General features: G+C 39.1%; 24 protein-coding genes. 13 read left to right on the top strand and 11 right to left on the bottom strand.

Annotation, left to right across the window (positions count from 1 at the left end; all coding sequences use genetic code 11):
* The first annotated feature begins 319 nt into the window (after nt 1–319).
* Nucleotides 320–760, top strand: a complete 441-nt coding sequence (locus AB0756_RS20920; protein ID WP_237265985.1) for an RrF2 family transcriptional regulator — start codon at nt 320–322, stop codon at nt 758–760.
* 11 nt (nt 761–771) lie between these two features.
* Here the strand turns inward: AB0756_RS20920 and AB0756_RS20925 are convergent, their stop codons facing one another.
* The 5 genes from AB0756_RS20925 to AB0756_RS20945 all read right to left on the bottom strand — a co-directional run bounded on the left by AB0756_RS20925 (nt 772) and on the right by AB0756_RS20945 (nt 4,951).
* Nucleotides 772–1,785, bottom strand: a complete 1,014-nt coding sequence (locus AB0756_RS20925; protein ID WP_237265984.1) for an ABC transporter substrate-binding protein — start codon at nt 1,783–1,785, stop codon at nt 772–774.
* A 91-nt stretch (nt 1,786–1,876) separates the two neighbouring features.
* On the bottom strand, nt 1,877–2,914 hold the full coding sequence (locus AB0756_RS20930; protein ID WP_038074354.1) for an aliphatic sulfonate ABC transporter substrate-binding protein: 1,038 nt from the start codon (nt 2,912–2,914) through the stop codon (nt 1,877–1,879).
* 822 nt (nt 2,915–3,736) lie between these two features.
* A complete protein-coding gene (locus tag AB0756_RS20935) occupies nt 3,737–3,952 on the bottom strand; it encodes a hypothetical protein (RefSeq protein WP_050046626.1) in 216 nt (71 codons plus the stop codon).
* Between the two features lie 102 nt (nt 3,953–4,054).
* A complete protein-coding gene (locus AB0756_RS20940) occupies nt 4,055–4,153 on the bottom strand; it encodes a hypothetical protein (RefSeq protein ID WP_137986623.1) in 99 nt (32 codons plus the stop codon).
* Between the two features lie 117 nt (nt 4,154–4,270).
* Entirely contained in the window at nt 4,271–4,951 is a 681-nt protein-coding gene (locus AB0756_RS20945) for a DUF1345 domain-containing protein (RefSeq protein WP_063779563.1), read from the bottom strand.
* Between the two features lie 156 nt (nt 4,952–5,107).
* Between AB0756_RS20945 and AB0756_RS20950 the strand changes: the two genes are divergently transcribed.
* From AB0756_RS20950 to AB0756_RS20960, 3 genes are all read left to right on the top strand, one after another.
* Nucleotides 5,108–5,944: a sulfite exporter TauE/SafE family protein gene (locus tag AB0756_RS20950; RefSeq protein ID WP_050046899.1), complete on the top strand. Its 837-nt coding sequence runs from the start codon at nt 5,108–5,110 to the stop codon at nt 5,942–5,944.
* 1 nt (nt 5,945) lies between these two features.
* Nucleotides 5,946–6,383 (top strand): DUF1634 domain-containing protein, encoded by a 438-nt coding sequence (locus tag AB0756_RS20955; RefSeq protein WP_050046627.1) that lies wholly within the window; start codon nt 5,946–5,948, stop codon nt 6,381–6,383.
* A gap of 165 nt (nt 6,384–6,548) precedes the next feature.
* Entirely contained in the window at nt 6,549–7,223 is a 675-nt protein-coding gene (locus tag AB0756_RS20960; protein ID WP_050046628.1) for a hypothetical protein, read from the top strand.
* A 69-nt stretch (nt 7,224–7,292) separates the two neighbouring features.
* On the opposite strand, the gene AB0756_RS20965 is transcribed toward AB0756_RS20960, so the two are convergent.
* Entirely contained in the window at nt 7,293–7,706 is a 414-nt protein-coding gene (locus AB0756_RS20965; protein WP_038074361.1) for a hypothetical protein, read from the bottom strand.
* Between the two features lie 291 nt (nt 7,707–7,997).
* Nucleotides 7,998–8,123, bottom strand: a complete 126-nt coding sequence (locus AB0756_RS20970; protein ID WP_408019754.1) for a hypothetical protein — start codon at nt 8,121–8,123, stop codon at nt 7,998–8,000.
* Nucleotides 8,124–8,492: 369 nt separating this feature from the next.
* Here AB0756_RS20970 and AB0756_RS20975 point away from each other — a divergent pair, with 369 nt between their 5' ends.
* The 8 genes from AB0756_RS20975 (at nt 8,493) to AB0756_RS21010 (ending at nt 15,567) form a co-directional block, all read left to right on the top strand.
* Entirely contained in the window at nt 8,493–8,738 is a 246-nt protein-coding gene (locus AB0756_RS20975; RefSeq protein ID WP_038074363.1) for a DUF7219 family protein, read from the top strand.
* Between the two features lie 106 nt (nt 8,739–8,844).
* Nucleotides 8,845–9,072 carry a hypothetical protein gene (locus tag AB0756_RS20980; protein WP_038074366.1) on the top strand — a complete coding sequence of 76 codons (228 nt, stop codon included), beginning with the start codon at nt 8,845–8,847 and terminating at the stop codon, nt 9,070–9,072.
* A gap of 171 nt (nt 9,073–9,243) precedes the next feature.
* Nucleotides 9,244–9,792 (top strand): DUF2808 domain-containing protein, encoded by a 549-nt coding sequence (locus AB0756_RS20985; protein WP_038074368.1) that lies wholly within the window; start codon nt 9,244–9,246, stop codon nt 9,790–9,792.
* Between the two features lie 29 nt (nt 9,793–9,821).
* Nucleotides 9,822–11,555, top strand: a complete 1,734-nt coding sequence (locus AB0756_RS20990; protein ID WP_038074370.1) for an ABC transporter permease — start codon at nt 9,822–9,824, stop codon at nt 11,553–11,555.
* A gap of 13 nt (nt 11,556–11,568) precedes the next feature.
* The gene (locus AB0756_RS20995) at nt 11,569–12,903 is read left to right on the top strand and encodes an ABC transporter ATP-binding protein (RefSeq protein WP_038074442.1); all 1,335 of its coding nucleotides are present in this window, start codon (nt 11,569–11,571) and stop codon (nt 12,901–12,903) included.
* 325 nt (nt 12,904–13,228) lie between these two features.
* The gene (locus AB0756_RS21000) at nt 13,229–13,723 is read left to right on the top strand and encodes a hypothetical protein (RefSeq protein ID WP_038074372.1); all 495 of its coding nucleotides are present in this window, start codon (nt 13,229–13,231) and stop codon (nt 13,721–13,723) included.
* 109 nt (nt 13,724–13,832) lie between these two features.
* Nucleotides 13,833–14,324, top strand: a complete 492-nt coding sequence (locus AB0756_RS21005; RefSeq protein WP_038074374.1) for a quercetin 2,3-dioxygenase — start codon at nt 13,833–13,835, stop codon at nt 14,322–14,324.
* Between the two features lie 565 nt (nt 14,325–14,889).
* A complete protein-coding gene (locus AB0756_RS21010) occupies nt 14,890–15,567 on the top strand; it encodes a DNA-binding response regulator (RefSeq protein WP_038074376.1) in 678 nt (225 codons plus the stop codon).
* A 156-nt stretch (nt 15,568–15,723) separates the two neighbouring features.
* On the opposite strand, the gene AB0756_RS21015 is transcribed toward AB0756_RS21010, so the two are convergent.
* From AB0756_RS21015 to AB0756_RS21030, 4 genes are all read right to left on the bottom strand, one after another.
* Nucleotides 15,724–16,719, bottom strand: a complete 996-nt coding sequence (locus AB0756_RS21015; RefSeq protein WP_038074378.1) for an RNA polymerase sigma factor, RpoD/SigA family — start codon at nt 16,717–16,719, stop codon at nt 15,724–15,726.
* Between the two features lie 206 nt (nt 16,720–16,925).
* On the bottom strand, nt 16,926–17,102 hold the full coding sequence (locus AB0756_RS21020; protein ID WP_153021428.1) for a hypothetical protein: 177 nt from the start codon (nt 17,100–17,102) through the stop codon (nt 16,926–16,928).
* 36 nt (nt 17,103–17,138) lie between these two features.
* On the bottom strand, nt 17,139–17,666 hold the full coding sequence (locus tag AB0756_RS21025; protein WP_336604394.1) for a DUF3172 domain-containing protein: 528 nt from the start codon (nt 17,664–17,666) through the stop codon (nt 17,139–17,141).
* A gap of 3 nt (nt 17,667–17,669) precedes the next feature.
* A complete protein-coding gene (locus AB0756_RS21030) occupies nt 17,670–18,977 on the bottom strand; it encodes an HhoA/HhoB/HtrA family serine endopeptidase (protein WP_038074382.1) in 1,308 nt (435 codons plus the stop codon).
* A gap of 540 nt (nt 18,978–19,517) precedes the next feature.
* On the opposite strand from AB0756_RS21030, the gene AB0756_RS21035 reads away from it, so the two are divergent.
* Nucleotides 19,518–20,312 (top strand): PrsW family intramembrane metalloprotease, encoded by a 795-nt coding sequence (locus AB0756_RS21035; protein WP_038074385.1) that lies wholly within the window; start codon nt 19,518–19,520, stop codon nt 20,310–20,312.
* The last annotated feature ends 27 nt before the right edge of the window (nt 20,313–20,339 follow it).

Genomic DNA, 20,339 nt, shown 5'->3' on the forward strand with positions numbered 1-20,339 from the left:
TTCCTCACTTTTTATTTGTAGTCTTAAGAAGACTACAGATAATTGATATGGAATATAGGAAATAGACATATAGCAATCCTAAATCATTTGTAAAAAATTTGGATTGCTAATTGCTAATGGTCAATAGGCAATTAGCCATTAACAGTCTTCACTCTTATTCTTATATTTCATTTAGGACTGCTATATTGAACCGAGCAAAGCAATTGATTCTAATATATCTGGATGGAAAATAGATTGGAATTCATATAAACATTTTTTTGTCAATCTATAAGTTGTAGTTCATATAATTCGCGACTAAACATAAGGGAAAACTTTTATTATGGCAATGCAGCTAACTAACAAATTTAAATATTCAATACTAGCTTTATTAGCACTGACAAAAAATCATGGCAGCAGCGAACCATTGCAAACGCACGAGATAGAAGCACTACAAGGTTTAGGCAATCGCAATTTGGAATCACTGTTAACAACTTTAAAACGTGGTGGTTTAATCAAAAGCATACGTGGCTCGCAGGGCGGCTATTTTTTAGCGCGAGAACCTGAAGATATTACAATTTTGGATGTTTTTAATTGTATTGAAGAATCAAAAACTCTTGTACCACCAAAATCTACTTCATCTAAAACAATAGAGAAAATTTTGATACAAAATTTACGGGTTGAAATGTATCAAGCTGCTTTTTCGACTTTTCAGAAGTATACACTCTCAGACCTGTATCACCGACAAGAAATTCTGAGAAGAGTGCCCATGTACTATATTTAACGGCAACTAGTTTAGTTGCACTTGGAGATTGCCTCGTTAAAAGTATTATCCCATAAAGGTTGTACATCAACCTTTGATGGGATAACACTAGCTTTGTAAAAAGTGTCTGCAACCTTTTGCTGGGATGCGATCGCGCTTTTTGAGATAGGTAACAACTGAAAGCGGCGCTGTTGCAATCCTTCCTGGGCATCCTGGTAGACAATATTTTCATCAACATTAATGGCAGAAGCATAGTTTTTGGACCAAGCCCTAATATTGGAGTCGCGCCAAACTTGAGATTTTTTAATTCGACATAGAAAGTCGGAAATTGCTGCCTTCTTATTTGGATCGGCGATGGCACTGGGTGCTGCTATAATAACGAAGTTACCGCTTAAAATGTCTTTAGCTGACTTGAGAACCCTAGCACCATCTTTCTGAGCTTGTGGGATTGAGTAACCGTAAGTTGCCCAAGCATCAAGATCTCCCTTTCTAAAGGCAGAAAGCCCGTCGGGGATAGACAAAGGAATGGCATTGACATCCTTAATTGTCAAACCGACTTGTTCCAACATCCGAATTAGAAAATAATGAGCGGTTGTCGCTTTGACATAACCCACTTTTTTGCCTTTAAGATCGGCGATTGTCTTTGCCCTAGAGTTTTTTGGCACTAACACAACTTGACCTACAGTTGGTCCTTTGGTGGTTGCAATTATTTTTACTGACGCTTGGGAGTTCGCTGCAAAAATAGGTGGAATTTCACTGGCGGATGCAATATCAATAGCATTTGCGTTAATTGCTTGTACCATTAAATTTCCACCTGTAAACTCTGAGTACTTAACTTGATAGGGAAACTTATCTAGCCCAGCTAGTTTAAGCTGGAGATCCCAACCACCTTTGTACTTAGCAACACGCAGCGTTACATTTGCTAAATTAGCAGGCGCGGCATTTTGAGAATTGCTACGAGTACTAAATGCGATCGCCAACGTTACATAGCAACTGAGAGTTAACATTAACACTGCGCTCGAAAAGAGCCTTTGCTGGTAAGACACGTTTATTCTTCCTTAAAATATAGAGACAAGCTGATAAATTCTGCCCCTAAAGATTTGAGCAGTAGTGAGGATCTGTGGCAAACTTACGCAATTAAGTACCAAGCGGACACACCGCAGCAGAAATATCGACTCGTTGGGGAATAATCTTTTGCTCTAATAACCAATCAGCAGTTTTTTGAAGATTGGCTATATCTTCCGGAGTGGGAAAAGTGTATGATTCCGGACCTCGATTCTTAGTTGCTTGCTTGGCTACAGCCTTTGAGACTTTCAGTTCTTTGACCATAAAATCGGCTGCAGCTGTGGTGTTTTGATTCAACCACTCACCATCTTTACTTAAAGCAATCAGAGCAGCTTTGACAGCAGTTGGATTTTCACTAACGGCTCCGCTCCGCACAACCATAATGCCGTAGGTAGGAGCTGGATGCGTTGTAGTAATTCTTCTTGCGCTATGCTCTAGTTCTGCAATGGAAACATAGGGTTCCCACACAGCCCAAGCATCAACAGAGCTTTGGTAGAGAGCTGGTGCAGCATCATTAGGTGACAAGTAAACGCGCTGTACTTTTTCTTTAGGTATGTTCTCTTTTTCCAAAACTTTTAATAACAAATACTCACCCGCACCTCCTTGATTCACTGCTACTTTTTTACCAATCAAATCAGCAGGTTTGCGGATAGATGAATTTCCACGGACTAGGATGGCATTGCTTAAAGCATCGAGTTTGGGCCTCTGTACAGAGCCAATACAAAGCGGTTGTTTGGCAGCAATTCCAGAAATAGAAGGGATATCACCACAGCCACCAATGTCAGCCCGATTACCATTGAGAGATTGGAGAAGTGTAGCACATCGGTCAAATGGACCGCTCCATTCAACCTTGATATTTTGAGATCCTAACTCGCGTTCTAATTCTCCACGCTGACGCGCGATCGGGATAATGCCTCCTTTTTGATAGCCCAACCGAATCACGTTATTTTTTTCTTGAGTTTGAGTGCTAACGGGTTTGGTAGAAGAATTGGCCGAGCGATCGGCACCATTCACAGCCGTTTGGGTGCAACCAGATGCCATAAAGCTAATGCAAAAAATTGCAAATAACAAGCTGCTGTACCGAAAGCGGCTCTGTTGTAAAGGAATCATGACAATTCACTCCTCAATATCAATGAATAGGAGCTTAATTAGCTAAAGCACTTATATTAACGATCTGGGTGAGATAAAAGTTAATTACTATATCTCTACTGACAAACCGTATTTTACTAAACAAGACTTTTGCATAAATAAATAGAAAAATCAAGTTGAGTTTTGTTGAGTTTTTTGGATAAGCTAGGACTGAAACCCGAGCGCTTTGGTTTGAAGCTGTTACTAACCAACCTTTTGCAACAGATCTTAACTTAACGTGAGTTCGATGAAGCCAAAACGGACCTTACCTCAAAATTCTTTCCAAGGTTTATTTTGGCTGATTTTAACTGGTAAAGCGTGACAGTATGAATTCAAATCTACCGATTTTACAGATCTATGAAGATATTTGTAAAATTTTTAGTGATGTATCAAAGTTTCGCACGGCCCCTAAATTCACACTCGCTCCACACTCCCCTTAAAAAAGAGGATTTTGAGAATATTTCTCCCCTTTTTAAGGCTAGGTTTTACAAACCTCTGAAATAGTTTCCTCAAGGAAGTTGTAACCTCAAGTTTACCCTACCCTAACCCTCCACCCGTGAAAGGGGAAGTAGCTTAACTTCTTGTGACCCCTAATACATCAGGGTGATTAAGGGAGGTAAATCCGACTTTTGAACGGTATCCTTGATGAAGGGAAATGGAGGACTCAAACTTTGAAAACATATCCTAGGGGGCTCGTGCATAAAATCTGATATTTCGAGAGACATCTTCTGAGCAGCGTCTCACTCACAAATTGGAGAGTTTTTCATTGAAAGGTTTTTAACTCGTAACTGTCCCATCTGTCGTTTACTGTTCGCATTGCTTTCTGTACAAGTATTTAGCAATAAAATAGTTAATTAATAGAAAGACTAAGAAAAAAAATCCAGTAGTTTGATAAATCTCACTGATGTCGTTAGTCCCGCTAAATTCAATAGGCTCTGGAGCTACGGAAGCTTCAGAGTGATTGTATAGTTTTGTAACATTTTTATGTGTTTGAACATGATTTTGTACTGATACAATCATTGCTTCTTCTCCTAGTTGTTCCCGTATGTTCCTTTAAAGTTAGTGACAGGATATGAAAAAAGAGATCGGTGCTAACACGTAAATCCCAACAGATTCTTTTTTTCAGACATACTTGTTGAAAGAGTATATAAGCTGTAAGTCTTGAAAAAGCCAAAACTTAAGGCAAGAATCAATTATTACAGGTATAAAGGCAAGAAACAGATAAGTAACTTATTAGTCGGCTATATAGCGTTTCCTAAGTAACCTTGCGGTACACCTAAATCCGTGTACCGCAAGGTTACTAGTCTTGAATATGTACCTCACACCAAAGGGGGACCACTATATAAGCCCTGCTATTATATTAATACTCAGCGCCAAAATAATCGTGTTGAAAAAAAACGTTAATATACTGTGTACGAGAGTCAAACGTCTCATACTGCGCGAGCGTACAGGAACATCGGAAACCTGACAAGTCATGCCAATAACAAAGGAAAAATATAAAAAGTCCCAGTAATCTGGTTGTTCTTCGTCAGGAAAATCTAAACTGGTAATTGCTTGATTGCTAAGATTCGTACTATTTTCATGGCCGTAGTAGTACATATGCGCGTATCGCAAAGCAAAGGTAGTATGTATTAATACCCAGGAACTGATGACTGTTACTCCTGCCAATATAACGTGTAGAGTCTTGAAAAACTCTGACAACCCTTTCGTGTCTGCAAGCATATAAATAATAGCTAATAAGCTGCTACAAGCTGAACATATAACAAATGTCATCAAAGCCCATCGCTTTTGATACTGACGCTTAGCTAAAAGACGCATTCTTTCCGGAGTGGCTTGGAGTATCATTAAAAATATTAAAATGAGAAAACAAATTGCTCCTGAGTTCCAAGCTATTAGTATTGATGTTGCTGGTCGTAGAATAATTTTCAGTACAAGTATATAAACTAACAGGGCAACTGCAATGGAAATAATTAATTTGAGTCTATTATTTAAAAAACCAATTGCCTTTGCTCCAGACATATATTTCACAGCTATTGCCTCAATTTTATAAATTCACGATACATACTTTGCCTCAATCTCTAACTTATTACTAAGTGGGCTATCTTGCCTGGAACCATGTCGCAATTTAACAGACGATTGAACACATGAAAAGCGACCATCATGTTGGCTTCATTTATGAACAATCTTGAATTCACTTTAGTAGTAGGTATCTGCTCCATACTAGCTGGATTGTTAGGTTCTTTAAGTGGGTTGGGGGGAGGAGTCATTTTGGTACCAATGCTGACTTTAGGATTTGGCGTTGATATCCGCTATGCCATTGGAGCTTCTTTGGTTTCTGTCATTGCTACTTCTTCTGGAGCTGCGATCGCCTATGTTCGTCAAGGCTACACAAATATTCGCCTTGGAATGTTGTTAGAAATAGCAACCACTTTTGGAGCAGTTTTTGGCGCATCAGTTGCAGCGATCGCACCTACAAGAATTATTGCAATTGTATTTGGAGCCATGTTGCTAATTTCAAATTATCTTGCCAACCAACCTCACTTAAAGCACGCAATCAGTTTCCCCACAAATCCTCTAGCAACACGTTTGAAACTTAATGGTAGTTATCCCACACTAGATGGAGATGAAGCATATTGTGTTCAGAACGTTCTTGGAGGTTTTCTCCTCATGATAGTTGCAGGTATAACTTCTGGATTACTCGGCATTGGTTCTGGCGCACTTAAGGTGCTTGCAATGGATCGAGTGATGCAATTGCCGTTCAAAGTTTCTACTACAACTAGTAACTTCATGATTGGAGTGACTGCAGCAGCTAGTGCTGGAATTTACTTTAGTAGGGGATATATCGATCCTGAATTATGTATGCCTGTTGTCTTGGGGGTTTTGCTAGGAGCCTGGTACGGAGCCAGATTATTAGTAAAACTCAACACAAAAATGCTTCATGCAATCTTTAGCATACTCATTCTAACAATTGGCGTTCAGATGATTTACAAAGGATTTACGGGAGATCTTTAGTATGGCTCAATTTACAAAGTATTTACGCCGTTCCTCCTCCAAAAAAATACTCTCACAGCAATTATATTCTAACTGGACAGATTCACAAATTGAAATTAAGGTTAGCAACCTTTTATTTGTAGGAGTTACTTTAGCAGCAACAATCATCATAATAGGAGGAGTAATTTACTTAGTTCTTAATGGTACTGGCATACCTAAAGACCACATTTTCTATGGAGAACCAGCTGATTTACGCCAGTTTCCAGGAATTTTACACGATGTTTTAGTATTGCGAGGACAAGGAATTATTCAACTGGGCATTCTATTGCTGATTTTCACTCCCGTAATACGAGTGGGCTTTTCGGTCTTTGCATTCTGGAAACAAAAAGATTCACTTTATACAGCGATCTCTCTCATTGTACTTATAGTTTTAATTCATAGTTTGCTTTTAACAAAGTAAATTAAAAAATCTCTAACTTTTTTCTAAGTTATCAATCTTCACTCCACAACACTAAAAAAGCAAAGATACTTAAAGAGAAAGATAAAGCACACCGTAGGAGCGCAAGATCTTGCTACCCTACGTTACATAATTAGCCATTTAATCAGTGAAAGGAGTTTTCTAACTATGGTTTTTACAAAACAAATATCGAAACTAATTATTACTAGTAGCTTGTTCCTATCCTGTAGCCTAGCATTAGGTCCACGTTTGACTATAGCAGCAGAAGTTCCAGTACAAGCTACTTCCTTTGCAAAGGCTCCATATAGTAAATTATTTACTACTGGCTCAGTTTATGCTGTTAAAGACAAAGATTTTACCAGTGGCGATTCATCTGTTGGTGTCTTTACTCTTTGGAGTAAAAACCCTATCAACAATGACATACAAGTTACTATCAATTATGCCTTACACGATAAATACATTGCAAATCCAAGTGCTTATTTAACTGGAATAACGCTTATGGATAATAATCAGCCCTTGCTAACCATCAATCAACTTGTGAAAGCAGATAGCGCTCACACAAAAATCACCAGACCTGGGTATTACGAATCCTTTGATGCTCTTTGGGCTGATAATTTTTGGGATAACCCTTTTTGGGGCGATGAAGATCCTGTTTATATACCTCCATCAACTGCTAGTGGGGGATTCAGTCAGTTTGATATTTCTCAACTCTCGAATGACATCGCTCAATTACCAAACCACAATCTTCAGATGCGATTGATGTTTAACAATGGAGAAATACAAACATGGCATTTAGGCAAACGTACAGTAGAAGCGTTAAAAGATCTAGTGGCAATTGATTAAAAGCTTGCAGGGGTGTATCTATAGTACCCCTGCAACGCGATCTCTTAGCTCTTTTTTTAGGAAAAGAGACTACTTAATAGCAACCGTCATGTTGTATCTAGTCCATTGCGATGACGGGTTATCGATAACAAGCTTGTAGTTCTCTGACATTGGCAAATGTCCGTAATAAATATTGCTACCAGTTTTGCTTCCGTTACTTAATAGAGTTCCATCAAGCCCATACACTGTTAGAGTATCTCGAGAGGGAGTCGAGTTGACATTCACTGACATAAACTGTCCCGCTCTAGCTCTTAATATATATGTACGTTGACCGCAGGCAGGCATACTAGATTGAATAAATGTTGAGGTAGTTCCTGGAGCAAACTCAATTTGTTGCGGGGGAAGTTCATTAGCACCAGCCGCACCCGTTGGAATCGTTGTTGCTCCAACAATTTCCAAACCAAAAATTCCAGCAGCGATCGCGCCTTTTAGTATCTGTTTCATAGCATTCTCCTTTAAAGTTTGAAATGATTGGGTTAGATTTGCTCAGCTAATACTTGCATCAAATCTTATGAAGTTGTACTTAAAATTTAAATGTTGAAAGTCAAGAATGAGGAAAGATAAGATAAGCCCATTCTATTTAATTTTTGAACTATAGCAATCCTAAATGTTAGGTGAGAAAATACGTAGCAATTGTTTCTGCTCTTGATGTCAAATTTCATTCAGCCTTTGCAAATATAATTCGCAGCTATACAGGCAAAACCTGGCCAAACACGGGATATCTCATCCACAATCCTATTGCTTAAAAGGCTGATGCATAGGAGGATTTTGGCGATCGTATCCAAAGTTCAAATGGGTAGGCAATGCTAGCCCGGTCAAGGCTAGTATTGCCTGCTCCAGAGTATTTACAGCGCTTTGCATCTGAATGAGGTACACCCTTTCATCCCCCCTTACCAAGCTACGGTGGTGTACGAAGTCTTACAGAGTGCATTCATTGCGGTTTCGATCCCCCCTAACCCCCCTTAAAAAAGGGGGGAACTTCATTCCAATTCTCTCTTTTGACGATGTTTCATCTCTTTTCTAGAAATCTGTACACCATCGTAACCTTACTAGGGGGAGACAGAGGGGGTAATTTTTGTACCTCACCAAGTTGAAATCCGCTGTAAATCTTAAACTTCTAAGTTGTCCTTAACTTTTCCCATAACTTGCTCATCTTAACCCCATTTCTTTCAGGTATGAACAAAACTAGAGATAACGAAAAATGACAGCTAACAACTCAAAGGAGGAGATATGAAACAGCAAGATAAACAAAACCTTCTTTATCCTCAATTTCGCTATCATGGTAAATTCACACCGCAAGCTCTAGTATTTAACGCCAATTTACAAGAATTTACAACAAAAGTTAGTTATATTTCCAATTTAGAGACTGCTGGAAAAATATCTTCTCAAGAAGCGTACCAACAAATTAAAAATCTTTGGAAACAGTTAGAGTTTAGCTATTCAACACTGGAAATTGGTAAAGATAACATTTCATGAATCTTGGAAATTTACCATTTGCTTACTACGCAATTATTGAACTGAAAAATCAATAATTTCACAAGAATGCATTTACGTGTAAAACTCCAATAACATAATTTATCGAATGAATAGCAATCTTAACCTTATTTTTCTATTTCTGTCATGTTTGAGTCTTATCTGCATCGGGTTTTGGTATAGAAATTACCAAAGTTTAATACGATTTCAGCACATAAAGACCTTAGAACAAATTTGGGAACTGACAGAAGAACAACAAATGCCCGCATCAACACACTTCGAGCAAATCGAAGCTTTAGAAGAAATTTGGCAGTTACCAGCCAAACGTGAGTCATAGTATCAGTTATCGAAATCTGCGCGTTAATTTTACTGTTGACTTAGCGATCTTATCTAGTGTGTAGATAATAACATGACTTGCTTGCATATTGCAGAAATTGACTTATTGTAAGATGGGCATTCTTCGCGCCCGTTCATTGAAAAATTCAGTCATCAATTTCCGAGGTTGAAAATGAAAATTATTAGAAATATAGGATCGCTTACATATACTTTAATTATTATTCTAGGAACTAGTTTAATACTAGTTCCTACAGGCAAAGCAGTTCAATTAGATGACGGAACTGTTTATTTTAATGAACCTCCTAGCTTGGGAAAAGTGGAAACCAGTGATAATACGGTTAATAGCAAAGATGCAACTTATTTCTTTAATGTTAATATACCTGACATCGCTGACGAACCATTAAAGAAAATCAATCTTACTCAGAAAAAAGGAGAAGTTAACATTCAATTTAATCTAAAAAACGTTGTAGCTTTCCAAAATGACAATCATCAACAACGTTTATCACTCGAACAAGTCACTTATGATAAAAAGACACAAACAATTTCTATTATTTTTGCGTCTCCAGTAAATCCTGGCTCAAGTGTAACAATTGGCGTGCAACCTTTGCAAAATCCTTCTGAAAGCGGAACCTATTTATTTGGTATTGAAGCGTTTCCTCAAGGAAATAAAGCCCACGGACAGTTTTTAGGTTTTGGTCGATTAGAGTTTTTTAGTCGCTAGCCAAATTAGTAATCGGTGACCGTTTTCCTATGTTACAAAAAACTTTTCCATCTCCTGAAACGCTTCAACGTTTCTCTTGTGGTTTGTCCGACGTTGCGGTTACTCTTGGTACTTTAGTTTTATTGGGTGTTATTGCTTATATAAGTCAAGGAACGTTTGTACCTTTTGTACCGCCTAATACAGTCCCGAGCATCAGTCTCGATCCACACTACTTGCCTTATTATGCCGGACGTTCAACGTTACGGATGTTTATTGCCTTGTTCTGTTCGACGATATTTGCTTTAGTCTACGGTTATGTTGCGGCTCGCAACCGCTATGCCGAACGCATCATGGTACCGTTACTGGATATTTTACAATCTGTTCCAGTATTGGGATTTCTTTCTGTTACGGTAACAGGGTTTATTGCTTTGTTTCCCGGTAGTCTTTTAGGTTTAGAGGCTGCATGTATTTTTGCTATCTTCACAAGTCAAGCATGGAACATGACGTTCTCGTTTTACCAGTCTTTAAAAATGGTTCCTCACGAGCTAGATGAGGCTGCTACTCTCTATCAATTTACAGGTTGGCAACGGTTTACTCAACTGGAGTTACCAAATGCTACCATCGCTCTGCTTTGGAATGCGATGATGAGCTTTGGGGGTGGCTGGTTTTTTGTTGCTGTTAGCGAAAATATCAGCGTACTGAATCAAAAATATACGTTACCTGGGATTGGCTCTTATGTAGCAGCAGCAGTGGCTGCTAAGGATTTATCCGCTTTGGGTTGGGCGCTCCTAACTATTATTGTGGTCATTGTGTTGGTCGATCGCTTGTTCTGGAGTCCTCTAAATGCTTGGGCACAGAAGTTTCGATTGGAACAAAGTGTGACAACTACTGGTACTGAGTCTTGGCTGCTGGATCTACTCAAAGCTGCTCGATTGTTGCGTCTGATGCGTCAGATTTTTGCTCCCATAGGAGAAATTTTTAACCGCTTTATGTCTTTTCTGACACCGCCTAGATCGTTTCAACCCCGCGAGACGACTGGGCAACAGTGGAGCGATCGCATCTACAATTTAATATTACTGCTACTGGTTGGAGCTTTATTAGTTGCTGGAGTACATTTTATTCTTGCAACCGTTGGGCTAAGCGAAGTCTTTAAGACCTTTTTACTCGGACTCTTAACTCTTGGAAGAGTATTAATAGTCCTAGTTATAGGAACGTTAATTTGGACACCTGTTGGTGTCGCTATTGGCTTTAACCCCAAATTAGCAAATTTATTGCAACCAGTCGTCCAGTTTTTGGCATCTTTTCCTGCAAACTTTATCTTTCCCTTTGCTACGCTTTTCTTCATTCGCGCCAATATTAGCTTGGATTGGGGGAGCATTTTATTAATGTCCCTGGGAGCACAATGGTATATCTTATTTAATGCGATCGCAGGAGCAATGAGCGTCCCAACAGATTTGAGAGAAATGGCATCAGATGTGGGATTACGCAATGGGTTACTGTGGCGTAAATTAATCCTTCCCAGTATTTTTTCTGCATGGATCACAGGTGGTATTACAGCTGTAGGGGGTGCTTGGAATGCCAGCATTGTTTCTGAAGTTGTTTCTTGGGGACAAACAACTCTCACCGCCCGTGGATTGGGCGCATATATTGCCCAAGCAACAACCGTGGGAGATTGGTCTCGCATCACTTTGGGAGTTGGGATGATGAGTTTGTACGTTATTGGGATGAATCAACTGGTTTGGAGACGCTTGTACCAACTTGCAGAAAACAAATATCATCTTTAAAGGAGATAGAAAAATGGCGATCGCACAACAAATAGATAGCATTCTGATTGCCGTCGAACAAGTCAGTAAAACTTTTTCTCTCCCAGAAAGCAAAAGTGAGTTTACAGTTCTTCGCAACATTAACTTAACAATTAAAGCAGGTGAAGTCGTCGCATTATTAGGGCGAAGTGGTAGTGGAAAAAGCACCTTATTACGTATCATGGCTGGTTTAATTCCACCAAGCGAAGGGTGCGTATTCAGTAGTGGTAAACCTTTGCGTGGTTCCAATCAAGAAGTCGCAATGGTTTTTCAAAGTTTTGCCCTGCTACCTTGGCTAACAGTATTAGAAAATGTAGAAGTGGGGCTTCAAGCACGAGGTGTAAGTCGGAAAGAACGTCAAGAACGTTCCTTTCAAGCAATAAATTTAGTCGGTTTAGACGGCTTTGAAAATGCTTATCCAAAAGAGTTATCTGGAGGAATGAAACAAAGAGTAGGGTTTGCCAGAGCTTTTGTCATAGAGCCAAAAGTCTTATTTATGGACGAACCCTTTAGCGCTCTTGATGTATTAACCGCAGAAAACCTACGCGGAGAAATCGATGATTTATGGAATGCAAATCTATTTCCATCTAAAAGTATCTTGATTGTGACCCATAATATCGAAGAAGCTGTACAGTTAGCCGATAGAGTCATTATTCTAGGAGCCAAACCAGGTCATATTCGAGGTGAAGTTACTATCAATTTACCCAGACCGCACCAGCGCACCCATCCCCGCTTTAAAGCACTAGTAGACTATATATATACTGTCATGACTAATCCAGATGTTGAAGTCACTGGAGAAGTCGATACAACAAACTCTATATTCAAAAATCAAACACGTTCTCCTTATGCACAACCGTTACCCCATGCAAGAGTTGGTGGTATCAGTGGTTTAGTAGAACTCATATTAGAACAGCCACACGGACGAGATGACATATCACGCCTAGCAGAACGATTGCAACTCAACGTTGATGACTTACTACCAATTTTAGACGCAGCAGAATTACTAGGTTTTGCCGAAGTTGTTCAAGGAGACATCCAACTCACAGAAATTGGACGAGACTTTGCCACAGCAACAATTCTCTGGAGCAAAGAACTGTTTCAGCAACAAGCGATCGCAAACGTACCAATGATTGTCAGTATAGTAAAGACACTGCAAGAAAAACAGAATAAGACAATGTCAGCCGATTTCTTCTTAGATTTTCTAGATGAATACTATCCGCGTGAAGAAACCGAGCGACAATTTGCGACTGCAGTTGATTGGGGACGTTATGCAAAACTCTTCGAGTATGATGCACGAGAAGAATTACTGTATTTACCTGACGCAAGTTAAGTTATCTCCGCCTCAACCTCCCCGCACCCCCAACCTCCCCTCGTTCCGGTGGCTCCGCCTGGGAATGCTTTAGTAGAGGCTCCGCCTCTACACATCCAAGGTAATATAAGTAGGTGGGCAAGAAAAAATATAGCTATTATACATTTCAAATATTTACATTTTCTTGACATTAATTACCTATATTTAAATTAGCCAATGAGATAAGTAAGAATTAGCTTAAAAAGGTTTAAGAATAGTTTTTAATTCATAAATTTTCAATCTTTTGTAAGCTTTTATCATTTTTACGACTCATTGTTAATCATAGTAAAAACTGTGGAGTACAAAGATGAAAAATTTTAAACAAATTATGCAAAGACTAAAAAGATTGAGTCTAACAGCTTTAGCGACAACCTCTTTAGCAATTATTCCTGTTGCAACTTGGAACAAATCAGTCATGGCTGAACAACCTCACAATTTTAGCGTTGTTCCTGGAGTAGCGAATAATGCACTTAATGGCAATTGGAGGTTATTTTGGCGCTTTGACGGAGTCCCTCAAAATGCTTGGCTTCATATGAATGGCAACTATGGCACCATGACAGTTAATGCTGTTCTTCCCAATGGAAGGCGAATCATTGCTCGAGAATCTATGACTCTTACCCCAAATGGAAATGGGTTTATCTTGTCTGGTAGCCAACCTGTTTATCCAGGAACTTGGACTCCTAATTATAATTACAACCCTGATTCGTTTCAGATTCAGGAAAATTATAATGGCTCATTAAATGTCCAAGATTGTAGTAGTGGGGCTTGCGTTCCAGTCACTATGATCCACCAGTATTATTAATGTCTTATCAAGAAAGGCAGACGGCAAAAGATATATAGTTCGTGAAGAACTTTCTACCTTTTGTCTCTGTACTTTTGCCTTTGTTCACAACTCACACCCTAAAATAACCATGACGATTATTTCTGATAACCTATTAATGAAACCAAGTGAAGGCTCTGCTTCCTGGGTACTTGGGGACTTGTACACCTTTAAAGCTAAGGGCGAAGATACAGGTAAAGCTTATGCACTCATTGAGATTGTCATGCAACCTAACAATGGAGTTCCACCACACGTTCACACCCATGAAAATGAAGCTTTTTACATTCAAGAAGGTGAAATGGAATTCCAACTAGGAGAACAAACAATTGTAGCTACACCCGGAACTTTCCTCCATACTGCTAAAGGACAGCCCCATAGTTTCCGCAACATAAGTACAAAACCTGCTAAGTTCTTGTGTTGGTTAACACCAGCTGGATTGGAAGAATTCTTTATGGAAGTGGGTGTTCCTGTATCGGGGCAAAATCTTACACCCCCAGCTGTAACTCCCGCAGACGTTAAGAAATTAATGCTAACGGCTCCTAAATACGGTTTGGAAATTATTTCTCCATCCTCTGCAATTTAGACTTATCCCTCGTTCCCAGGCTCCGCCTGGGAATGCCTTACTAGAGGTTCCGCCTCCATCTAAGTTAAGGCAGTTCTGATGCAAAAATTTCACTGCTAAGTATAAAAAAGGTAAAGTAGTTCATATCTTGCACCAAAGTATTAATACTAGATTTTTGTATTTTTAATAAACATATATTTTTATCAATAACACGAAAAATTAGAATTTATAGCCTGCGTAGGCAGGCTTCATTTGTATAGCCTCACCCTTATAGGGTGTAGGTGCAAGATATCAGATAGGGCGAGCATTGTTAGCCCAGTCCGGTCAACTGCATTAAAGTCGAGGCGGAGCCTCGATCTATGCATTCCCAAACTGAGCCTGGATACGAGAATAACTGGTTACCGATCGCTAGTTATTTATTACTGGTCCTCGATTGCTAATTTTTAAATTTATGCTAAAAAGCTTTATCTTGCCTGGTATAAGCTAGAAAATAGGTAAAAAATAAATAAAGAAGTTAGTAATAAACAGGAATAAACACAAATGTATTACCGAATGTTAATGGATGCAACACTCTTACAACTGACCAATGACAAATGACATCAAGCACCCCCAATCTAATCAACAAAAATTCTTAATAATTGACGACCACGAGACAATCTTGGAGGGTACGGTTCCTGCTCTAAAGCAAAACTACCCGATGGCTCAAATTATTACAGCACAGGATGTGCAAACTGCTCAAACTCAGATAGAATATTATCATCCCACACTAGTCGTAATTGATTTAAGTTTACCAGAAAAGCCTTGCGGGTCTGCCACCCCGGAAGTAGGAATGGAATTTCTTAAACGCTTAATTGAGAGTCAGTTAGCTCCCAATATTCTGGTGCTCAGTACTAACATTAAACCTCTCATACAGCTAAAGCCGATGATTAATGCTTACGAAGGTGGCTTTGCTGCAATGGATAAGTCTCTACCCATCCGGGAGATGCTGCGATTGCTTGATTTTGCTCTCCGAGGTTCTATCTACTTACCTCCTGAGTTACGTTCTCGTTCTGAATTTGACCGCAGGTGGCTGAGAGTTTTGACGTTGAAGTTTCAGGAGGGACTAACCGATAAGGCGATCGCCAAGCAGATGCAGGTCAGCGAACGCACTGTTCGGAATTACTGGATCAGGCTCCAAGATGCGCTGGGTGTTTACGACGATCCAGATAAAGAACTCCGGATTCAAATTGAAATTGCAGCGAGAAAGTTAGGATTAATCAGTTAGTCAAAAATAGGATAAATTGATTCTAATTCCCCCTTTTTTAAGGGGGGTTAGGGGGGATCAAACCCACAAGAATACACTTGAAAAAACTTGTATCTACACGTACTTTTTTAAGGAAAGTTGAAGAAATTTAATAGTATAATGAGAGTTTGCCGAGCTTTAACTAACTAAGTAACCCCTTATTTTATCTTGATGACCGCGTAAGATATTCAAAGCTTGCATCTCTATTTGCCGTACTCGTTCTCGACTAATACCCATACGCTGACCAATTTCTGCTAAAGAAAATTCATGACCGTCTGTAAAACCAAAGCGCAAACAGATGACTTCTCTTTGTTGAGAAGATAAATTTGACAATAAGCTGTGAAGATCTTGCTGGAGAGATTTTTCTACAGCATAGTTAAAGGGAGAATGAGCTTCATCCTCTAAAATTTCTTGTAATTCTGTGTCTCGTTCCGGTCCTACTCGTAACTCTAGGGAAATAGGTCTGCGAGAAAATTGCATAACATCCCGAATTTGGCTTGGAGTTAAAGAAAGGGCTTTGGCAATTTCTACAGTTGTAGGAACTCGACCTAGCGTTTGAGATAATTCTCGTTGAACTTTCTTCATTTTGTTCAGCTTTTCAACAACGTGAACTGGTAATCGGATTGTACGTCCCTGTTGTGCGATCGCTCGTGTAATTCCCTGACGAATCCACCAATAAACATAGGTAGAAAGCTTGTAACCTTTAGTGAAGTCAAATTTTTCAATTCCTCGCTCTAGCCCTAAAGTACCTTCTTGAATTAAATCCAGCAACTCCATATTGCGTCTTTGATATCTCTTTGCGATCGCAACCACTAGTCGGAGATTAGCCTGAATCATTTTCTGCTTGGCTTTGTGTCCTTTATGAAGCACGTCAAGCACTATTTTTGGCTGTAGGTTCATTTCAGCAGCCCATTCTTCCAATGTAGGTTCATTTTCTAATTTAACAGCCAGCTTTTCCTTAACATCTAAAAAGTTCATCATTAACTGAATTTCTGTAGATAAAGAAATTTCTTGCTCTTGAGTCAATAGAGGTACGCGTCCAATTTCCTGAAGATAATAACGTATAAGATCTTCACCATAAATTGTTTTACTTTGACTTACAAAAGCTGTATTCGATGTTGTTGAATTAATCATTTCCTGAATCTCCCAAAGACAGTTAAAGTTTTGTTTGTTCTTTTATTTCTTCGATTATTGGATAATTTTTAATAAATAACCTAAAAACAATACCAATCCAAAAAACAAAAAAATAATAAGAAAAGAATCTAGAGCTAAAAATCCTATCAGCATATAGCAATCTTATTTCCAATATATACGTAGGGTATCCACCAAAAACTCACTCATCAAATGTTCACCTGGTTGAATAGTAGGTTCCATTGAGAAGGTACATAACGTGTTTCAACAATAAAGGTACGAATTATCAAAGCGGTAATAAAGTTAAAAATAACGGTTTTAGCAGAGTTATCCCAAAAGTTTTCTGACTGGATTTGGTTTATGTGTTGCTTGTTAAATACAGACATAAGTTTCAAACCTAAAGAACATTAAATATATTTAAACTAAGGTGTTGTTGTAGCAGTAGTTGCTTGAGGGACAAAGAGATTTCCAGCTGCATTATTTGGATAAACACAAGAAATTTGAGGCGAATTTTCTAATTTACCCGTGTAAGCAAAAGTATTTAAACTGTTTTTACAAGTGCTGATTTGTTGAGATGTTACCAAGTTTTTTTGTTGCAGAATTGACCAATCACTTGTACGCAAAACACATCCAGGTTGCATTCGCGGTTGAGAAACATACACCCTAAAGGGGTTCAGGGTAACAAAGATTCGAGCATCCGTAACAATAGCACTTGCTCCATACTGCACGCAGACATCAGCATCTGGCGCAGAACTGTCAATATAGGTGCTACTAGCGACATTATCTGGGCTGGAATTAGCAACAGTACTTACACTCACACCAATGAGAATTCCCACTACCAAAGCGGTTCCAATAATTGCTGCGATCGTGGTGTTAGTACGAAAAGAAAAAGACTTATTGCTGGATATTTGAGTTCGCTGTACCATAACTAAAATTTTGTCATTTGTCACTGATTACTGGTCACTGTCACTGTCACTGTCATTGTTATTTGTTGTAGGTAACACCCCCGGTTGCAAATTTACATTCAGCGTTTTTCCTTGGCGCTGAATTTGTAATTGTAAGTTTTTACCTATAGAAGTACTATCTACAATTTGTTGCAACTCATTTGAGCTATCAACAGCTTGATTGTTTGCCTTCTCAATAACATCACCTGCGCGGATTCCCCCACGAGCAGCAGGCGAAGAAGGTATCACTTTGACAACCAGCACCCCTTGAGATTCATCAACACTAATTGGAGAGTTGGGATCGCTGTTTAGTTCTTGTTTCACTTCAGGTGTAAGCGTTAACATTTGAATACCCAAATAAGGATGCTCAACTTTCCCTTTAGTGATGATTTGATTGGCGATCGTCTTAGCGACATTAATGGGAATTGCAAAACCCAAACCTTGAGTATCTTTAAGAATTGCAGTATTCATTCCAATGACTTGACCGGAGGAGTTTAACAACGGTCCACCAGAATTACCCGGATTAATAGCAGCATCAGTTTGGATATAGTTAACTCGTTCATCTGGCATTCCTACCTGAGAACTAGAACGACCTGTAGCACTGACGATACCTTGAGTGACGGTATTATCTAAACCGAGGGGATTTCCGATCGCTATCACCCATTGTCCTGGTTTGAGGCGCTCGGAATCACCCAATAACACTACTGGCAAATTATTAGCCGAAATTTTAACTACAGCAACATCTGTTACGGGATCGCTACCCATAACTTTACCTTTAAAAGTACGTCCATCTTTAAGGGTAACGGTTACTGTTTTCACTCCTTTTACGACATGAGCATTCGTTAGAATTTCACCATTAGGATTAATAATGAAGCCCGAACCAATTCCGTGGACAGTCTCATTTGATGGCACTTTAGGAATTTCAGAGCCAAAAAATTGCCGGAATAATGGATCGTTAAAAACACTAGCCTGAGGGTTTTTTACCGTTTGAGTAGAATCAATTCTAACAACAGCAGGTCCAGTCTGATTCACGACTGAGGTGATAAAGTTCAAACTATCAAGTGTAGAAGAATTAACAGGTGATTGAGTTGCATTAACTGGTTGATTGGAAGCTAGTGGTTGAGGTAGCAAAAAATGATTTGCTTGGTAGCGCATAGTAAGAACTGTCATTCCTGCGCCAACTAGCACGCATCCTAAATAAGTAATTGGTTTTTTCCATGCTCTATAAGATGGTTTGTCAGATTGTAATTTTGGATCTAATGTAAATTTATCAATTTCCTGAGAATTATTTCTGGTATCTTGGTTTAAATTATTCATGATTTTCAACTGGTTTATGCTTGTAGTCTGACTGTAGAAAGAAAAAGTTAAGAACTTGGGAAGATTTTCTTGAAAGGCAAATACGTCTGATTGGGACTGTCGCGATGGTGGTGGTGAGCACGATCCGCTTAGCCCTGTCATCGGGTAGGGCTGTTTGATTTTTTAGAGAAAAACTCTCAAACGCTTATACAAGAACCGCCTTACCATTCGTTCCTGAGATCCATCCTTGGGCTTCAACCACTGGCGACGATTTAGCAGAATTATTAAATCTGTTGTCAGTAGCTGTATCTTTTGGAGCGAGAGCATTCTCCTGTTGCGTTGAGATTGTTGCACGCAAGTGGTTACCGTGTTACAAGTATAAGTAAGTTTGCACGATCGCGTTTGTATTGGGAGATTGGATACCAAGCGGATTGTGATACCTATTTACCAGAACCCTTTAATGTTTTGTGATAAGTTATAGCTTTTCTATGCTATCTTGCCTGGACTTAATTCTAGTTTTAAGCCCATAATAACTATGTCACTCAATCATCTCGTAAATATATGGCTTTTATCAGACGCAGGTGGTTTCAAATATTCCTCAGTGGGCTGGTTCTGCTGTATCTTGTTGAAAAAGCTGTTATCACGACCAATAACCCCAACTTTATACCGAGTGTTATCTTACTAGGTTCATTCCTCGTTCCTGTTACTTTTGTAACTTATTTATATGAAAATTTACCTGATTGGGAAGACTTATTACCCCCAATGGCAATCTGTTTTCTTTGGGGTGGAGTTGCAGGCACGGTTATTGCAGGAAATTTAGAGTACGATGTCTTCAAAGCGTTGGGTTTTTTACCCATGCTTGGTGTTGGACTGATTGAAGAAAGTGCTAAACTAATTTTTCCTTTAATGTATTACTTACAAGGGCGTCATCGTTCTTTAACAGCAGGAATACTTCTAGGGACTGCTTCCGGGATGGGTTTTGCTGCACTTGAGACAATGGGCTACAGTTTCGTATCCCTTTTGGAATCAAAAGGAAATTTGGTCGTTCTTGATGGAGTTTTGCTTGCTCGTGGATTATTCTCTCCCGCCGGACACGCGGCTTGGACTGGGCTTGTATGTGCTGTTATGTGGAGACAGAGAAATCAAGTAGGGCACAATACATTATTGAATTGGCAAGTGGTAAAGGCTTTTTTAACAGCAGTATTACTTCATGCTTTATGGGATATCTTTAACAGTACAGGACGGGATACGTCTATTGAATTTATTATTTTAGAAATATTAAGTTTATCAGTTGCGTATACAAGTATAAGCTTGTTGAACAAGCAAGTCCGTGAAGCACAATTACCCTTTCAGTAACCAGTAACTCGTGCTAATCTTCTTCCA

This window comes from Tolypothrix campylonemoides VB511288_2, from assembly GCF_045999855.1.
Lineage (GTDB): Bacteria > Cyanobacteriota > Cyanobacteriia > Cyanobacteriales > Nostocaceae > Scytonema > Scytonema bouteillei_A.

Coding starts and splice junctions, on each gene's coding strand:
- AB0756_RS20955 (WP_050046627.1), top strand. CDS start 5,946: ATGGCTCAATTTACAAAGTATTTACGCCGTTCCTCCTCCAAAAAAATA.
- AB0756_RS21030 (WP_038074382.1), bottom strand. CDS start 18,977: ATGAATAATTTAAACCAAGATACCAGAAATAATTCTCAGGAAATTGAT.
- AB0756_RS20945 (WP_063779563.1), bottom strand. CDS start 4,951: ATGTCTGGAGCAAAGGCAATTGGTTTTTTAAATAATAGACTCAAATTA.
- AB0756_RS20935 (WP_050046626.1), bottom strand. CDS start 3,952: ATGATTGTATCAGTACAAAATCATGTTCAAACACATAAAAATGTTACA.
- AB0756_RS21005 (WP_038074374.1), top strand. CDS start 13,833: ATGACGATTATTTCTGATAACCTATTAATGAAACCAAGTGAAGGCTCT.
- AB0756_RS21035 (WP_038074385.1), top strand. CDS start 19,518: ATGGCTTTTATCAGACGCAGGTGGTTTCAAATATTCCTCAGTGGGCTG.
- AB0756_RS20980 (WP_038074366.1), top strand. CDS start 8,845: ATGAATAGCAATCTTAACCTTATTTTTCTATTTCTGTCATGTTTGAGT.
- AB0756_RS20970 (WP_408019754.1), bottom strand. CDS start 8,123: ATGCAAAGCGCTGTAAATACTCTGGAGCAGGCAATACTAGCCTTGACC.
- AB0756_RS21000 (WP_038074372.1), top strand. CDS start 13,229: ATGAAAAATTTTAAACAAATTATGCAAAGACTAAAAAGATTGAGTCTA.
- AB0756_RS20975 (WP_038074363.1), top strand. CDS start 8,493: ATGAAACAGCAAGATAAACAAAACCTTCTTTATCCTCAATTTCGCTAT.
- AB0756_RS20995 (WP_038074442.1), top strand. CDS start 11,569: ATGGCGATCGCACAACAAATAGATAGCATTCTGATTGCCGTCGAACAA.
- AB0756_RS21015 (WP_038074378.1), bottom strand. CDS start 16,719: ATGATTAATTCAACAACATCGAATACAGCTTTTGTAAGTCAAAGTAAA.
- AB0756_RS20985 (WP_038074368.1), top strand. CDS start 9,244: ATGAAAATTATTAGAAATATAGGATCGCTTACATATACTTTAATTATT.
- AB0756_RS20990 (WP_038074370.1), top strand. CDS start 9,822: ATGTTACAAAAAACTTTTCCATCTCCTGAAACGCTTCAACGTTTCTCT.
- AB0756_RS20965 (WP_038074361.1), bottom strand. CDS start 7,706: ATGAAACAGATACTAAAAGGCGCGATCGCTGCTGGAATTTTTGGTTTG.
- AB0756_RS20950 (WP_050046899.1), top strand. CDS start 5,108: ATGAACAATCTTGAATTCACTTTAGTAGTAGGTATCTGCTCCATACTA.
- AB0756_RS21020 (WP_153021428.1), bottom strand. CDS start 17,102: ATGTCTGTATTTAACAAGCAACACATAAACCAAATCCAGTCAGAAAAC.
- AB0756_RS20960 (WP_050046628.1), top strand. CDS start 6,549: ATGGTTTTTACAAAACAAATATCGAAACTAATTATTACTAGTAGCTTG.
- AB0756_RS20920 (WP_237265985.1), top strand. CDS start 320: ATGGCAATGCAGCTAACTAACAAATTTAAATATTCAATACTAGCTTTA.
- AB0756_RS21010 (WP_038074376.1), top strand. CDS start 14,890: ATGACAAATGACATCAAGCACCCCCAATCTAATCAACAAAAATTCTTA.
- AB0756_RS20930 (WP_038074354.1), bottom strand. CDS start 2,914: ATGATTCCTTTACAACAGAGCCGCTTTCGGTACAGCAGCTTGTTATTT.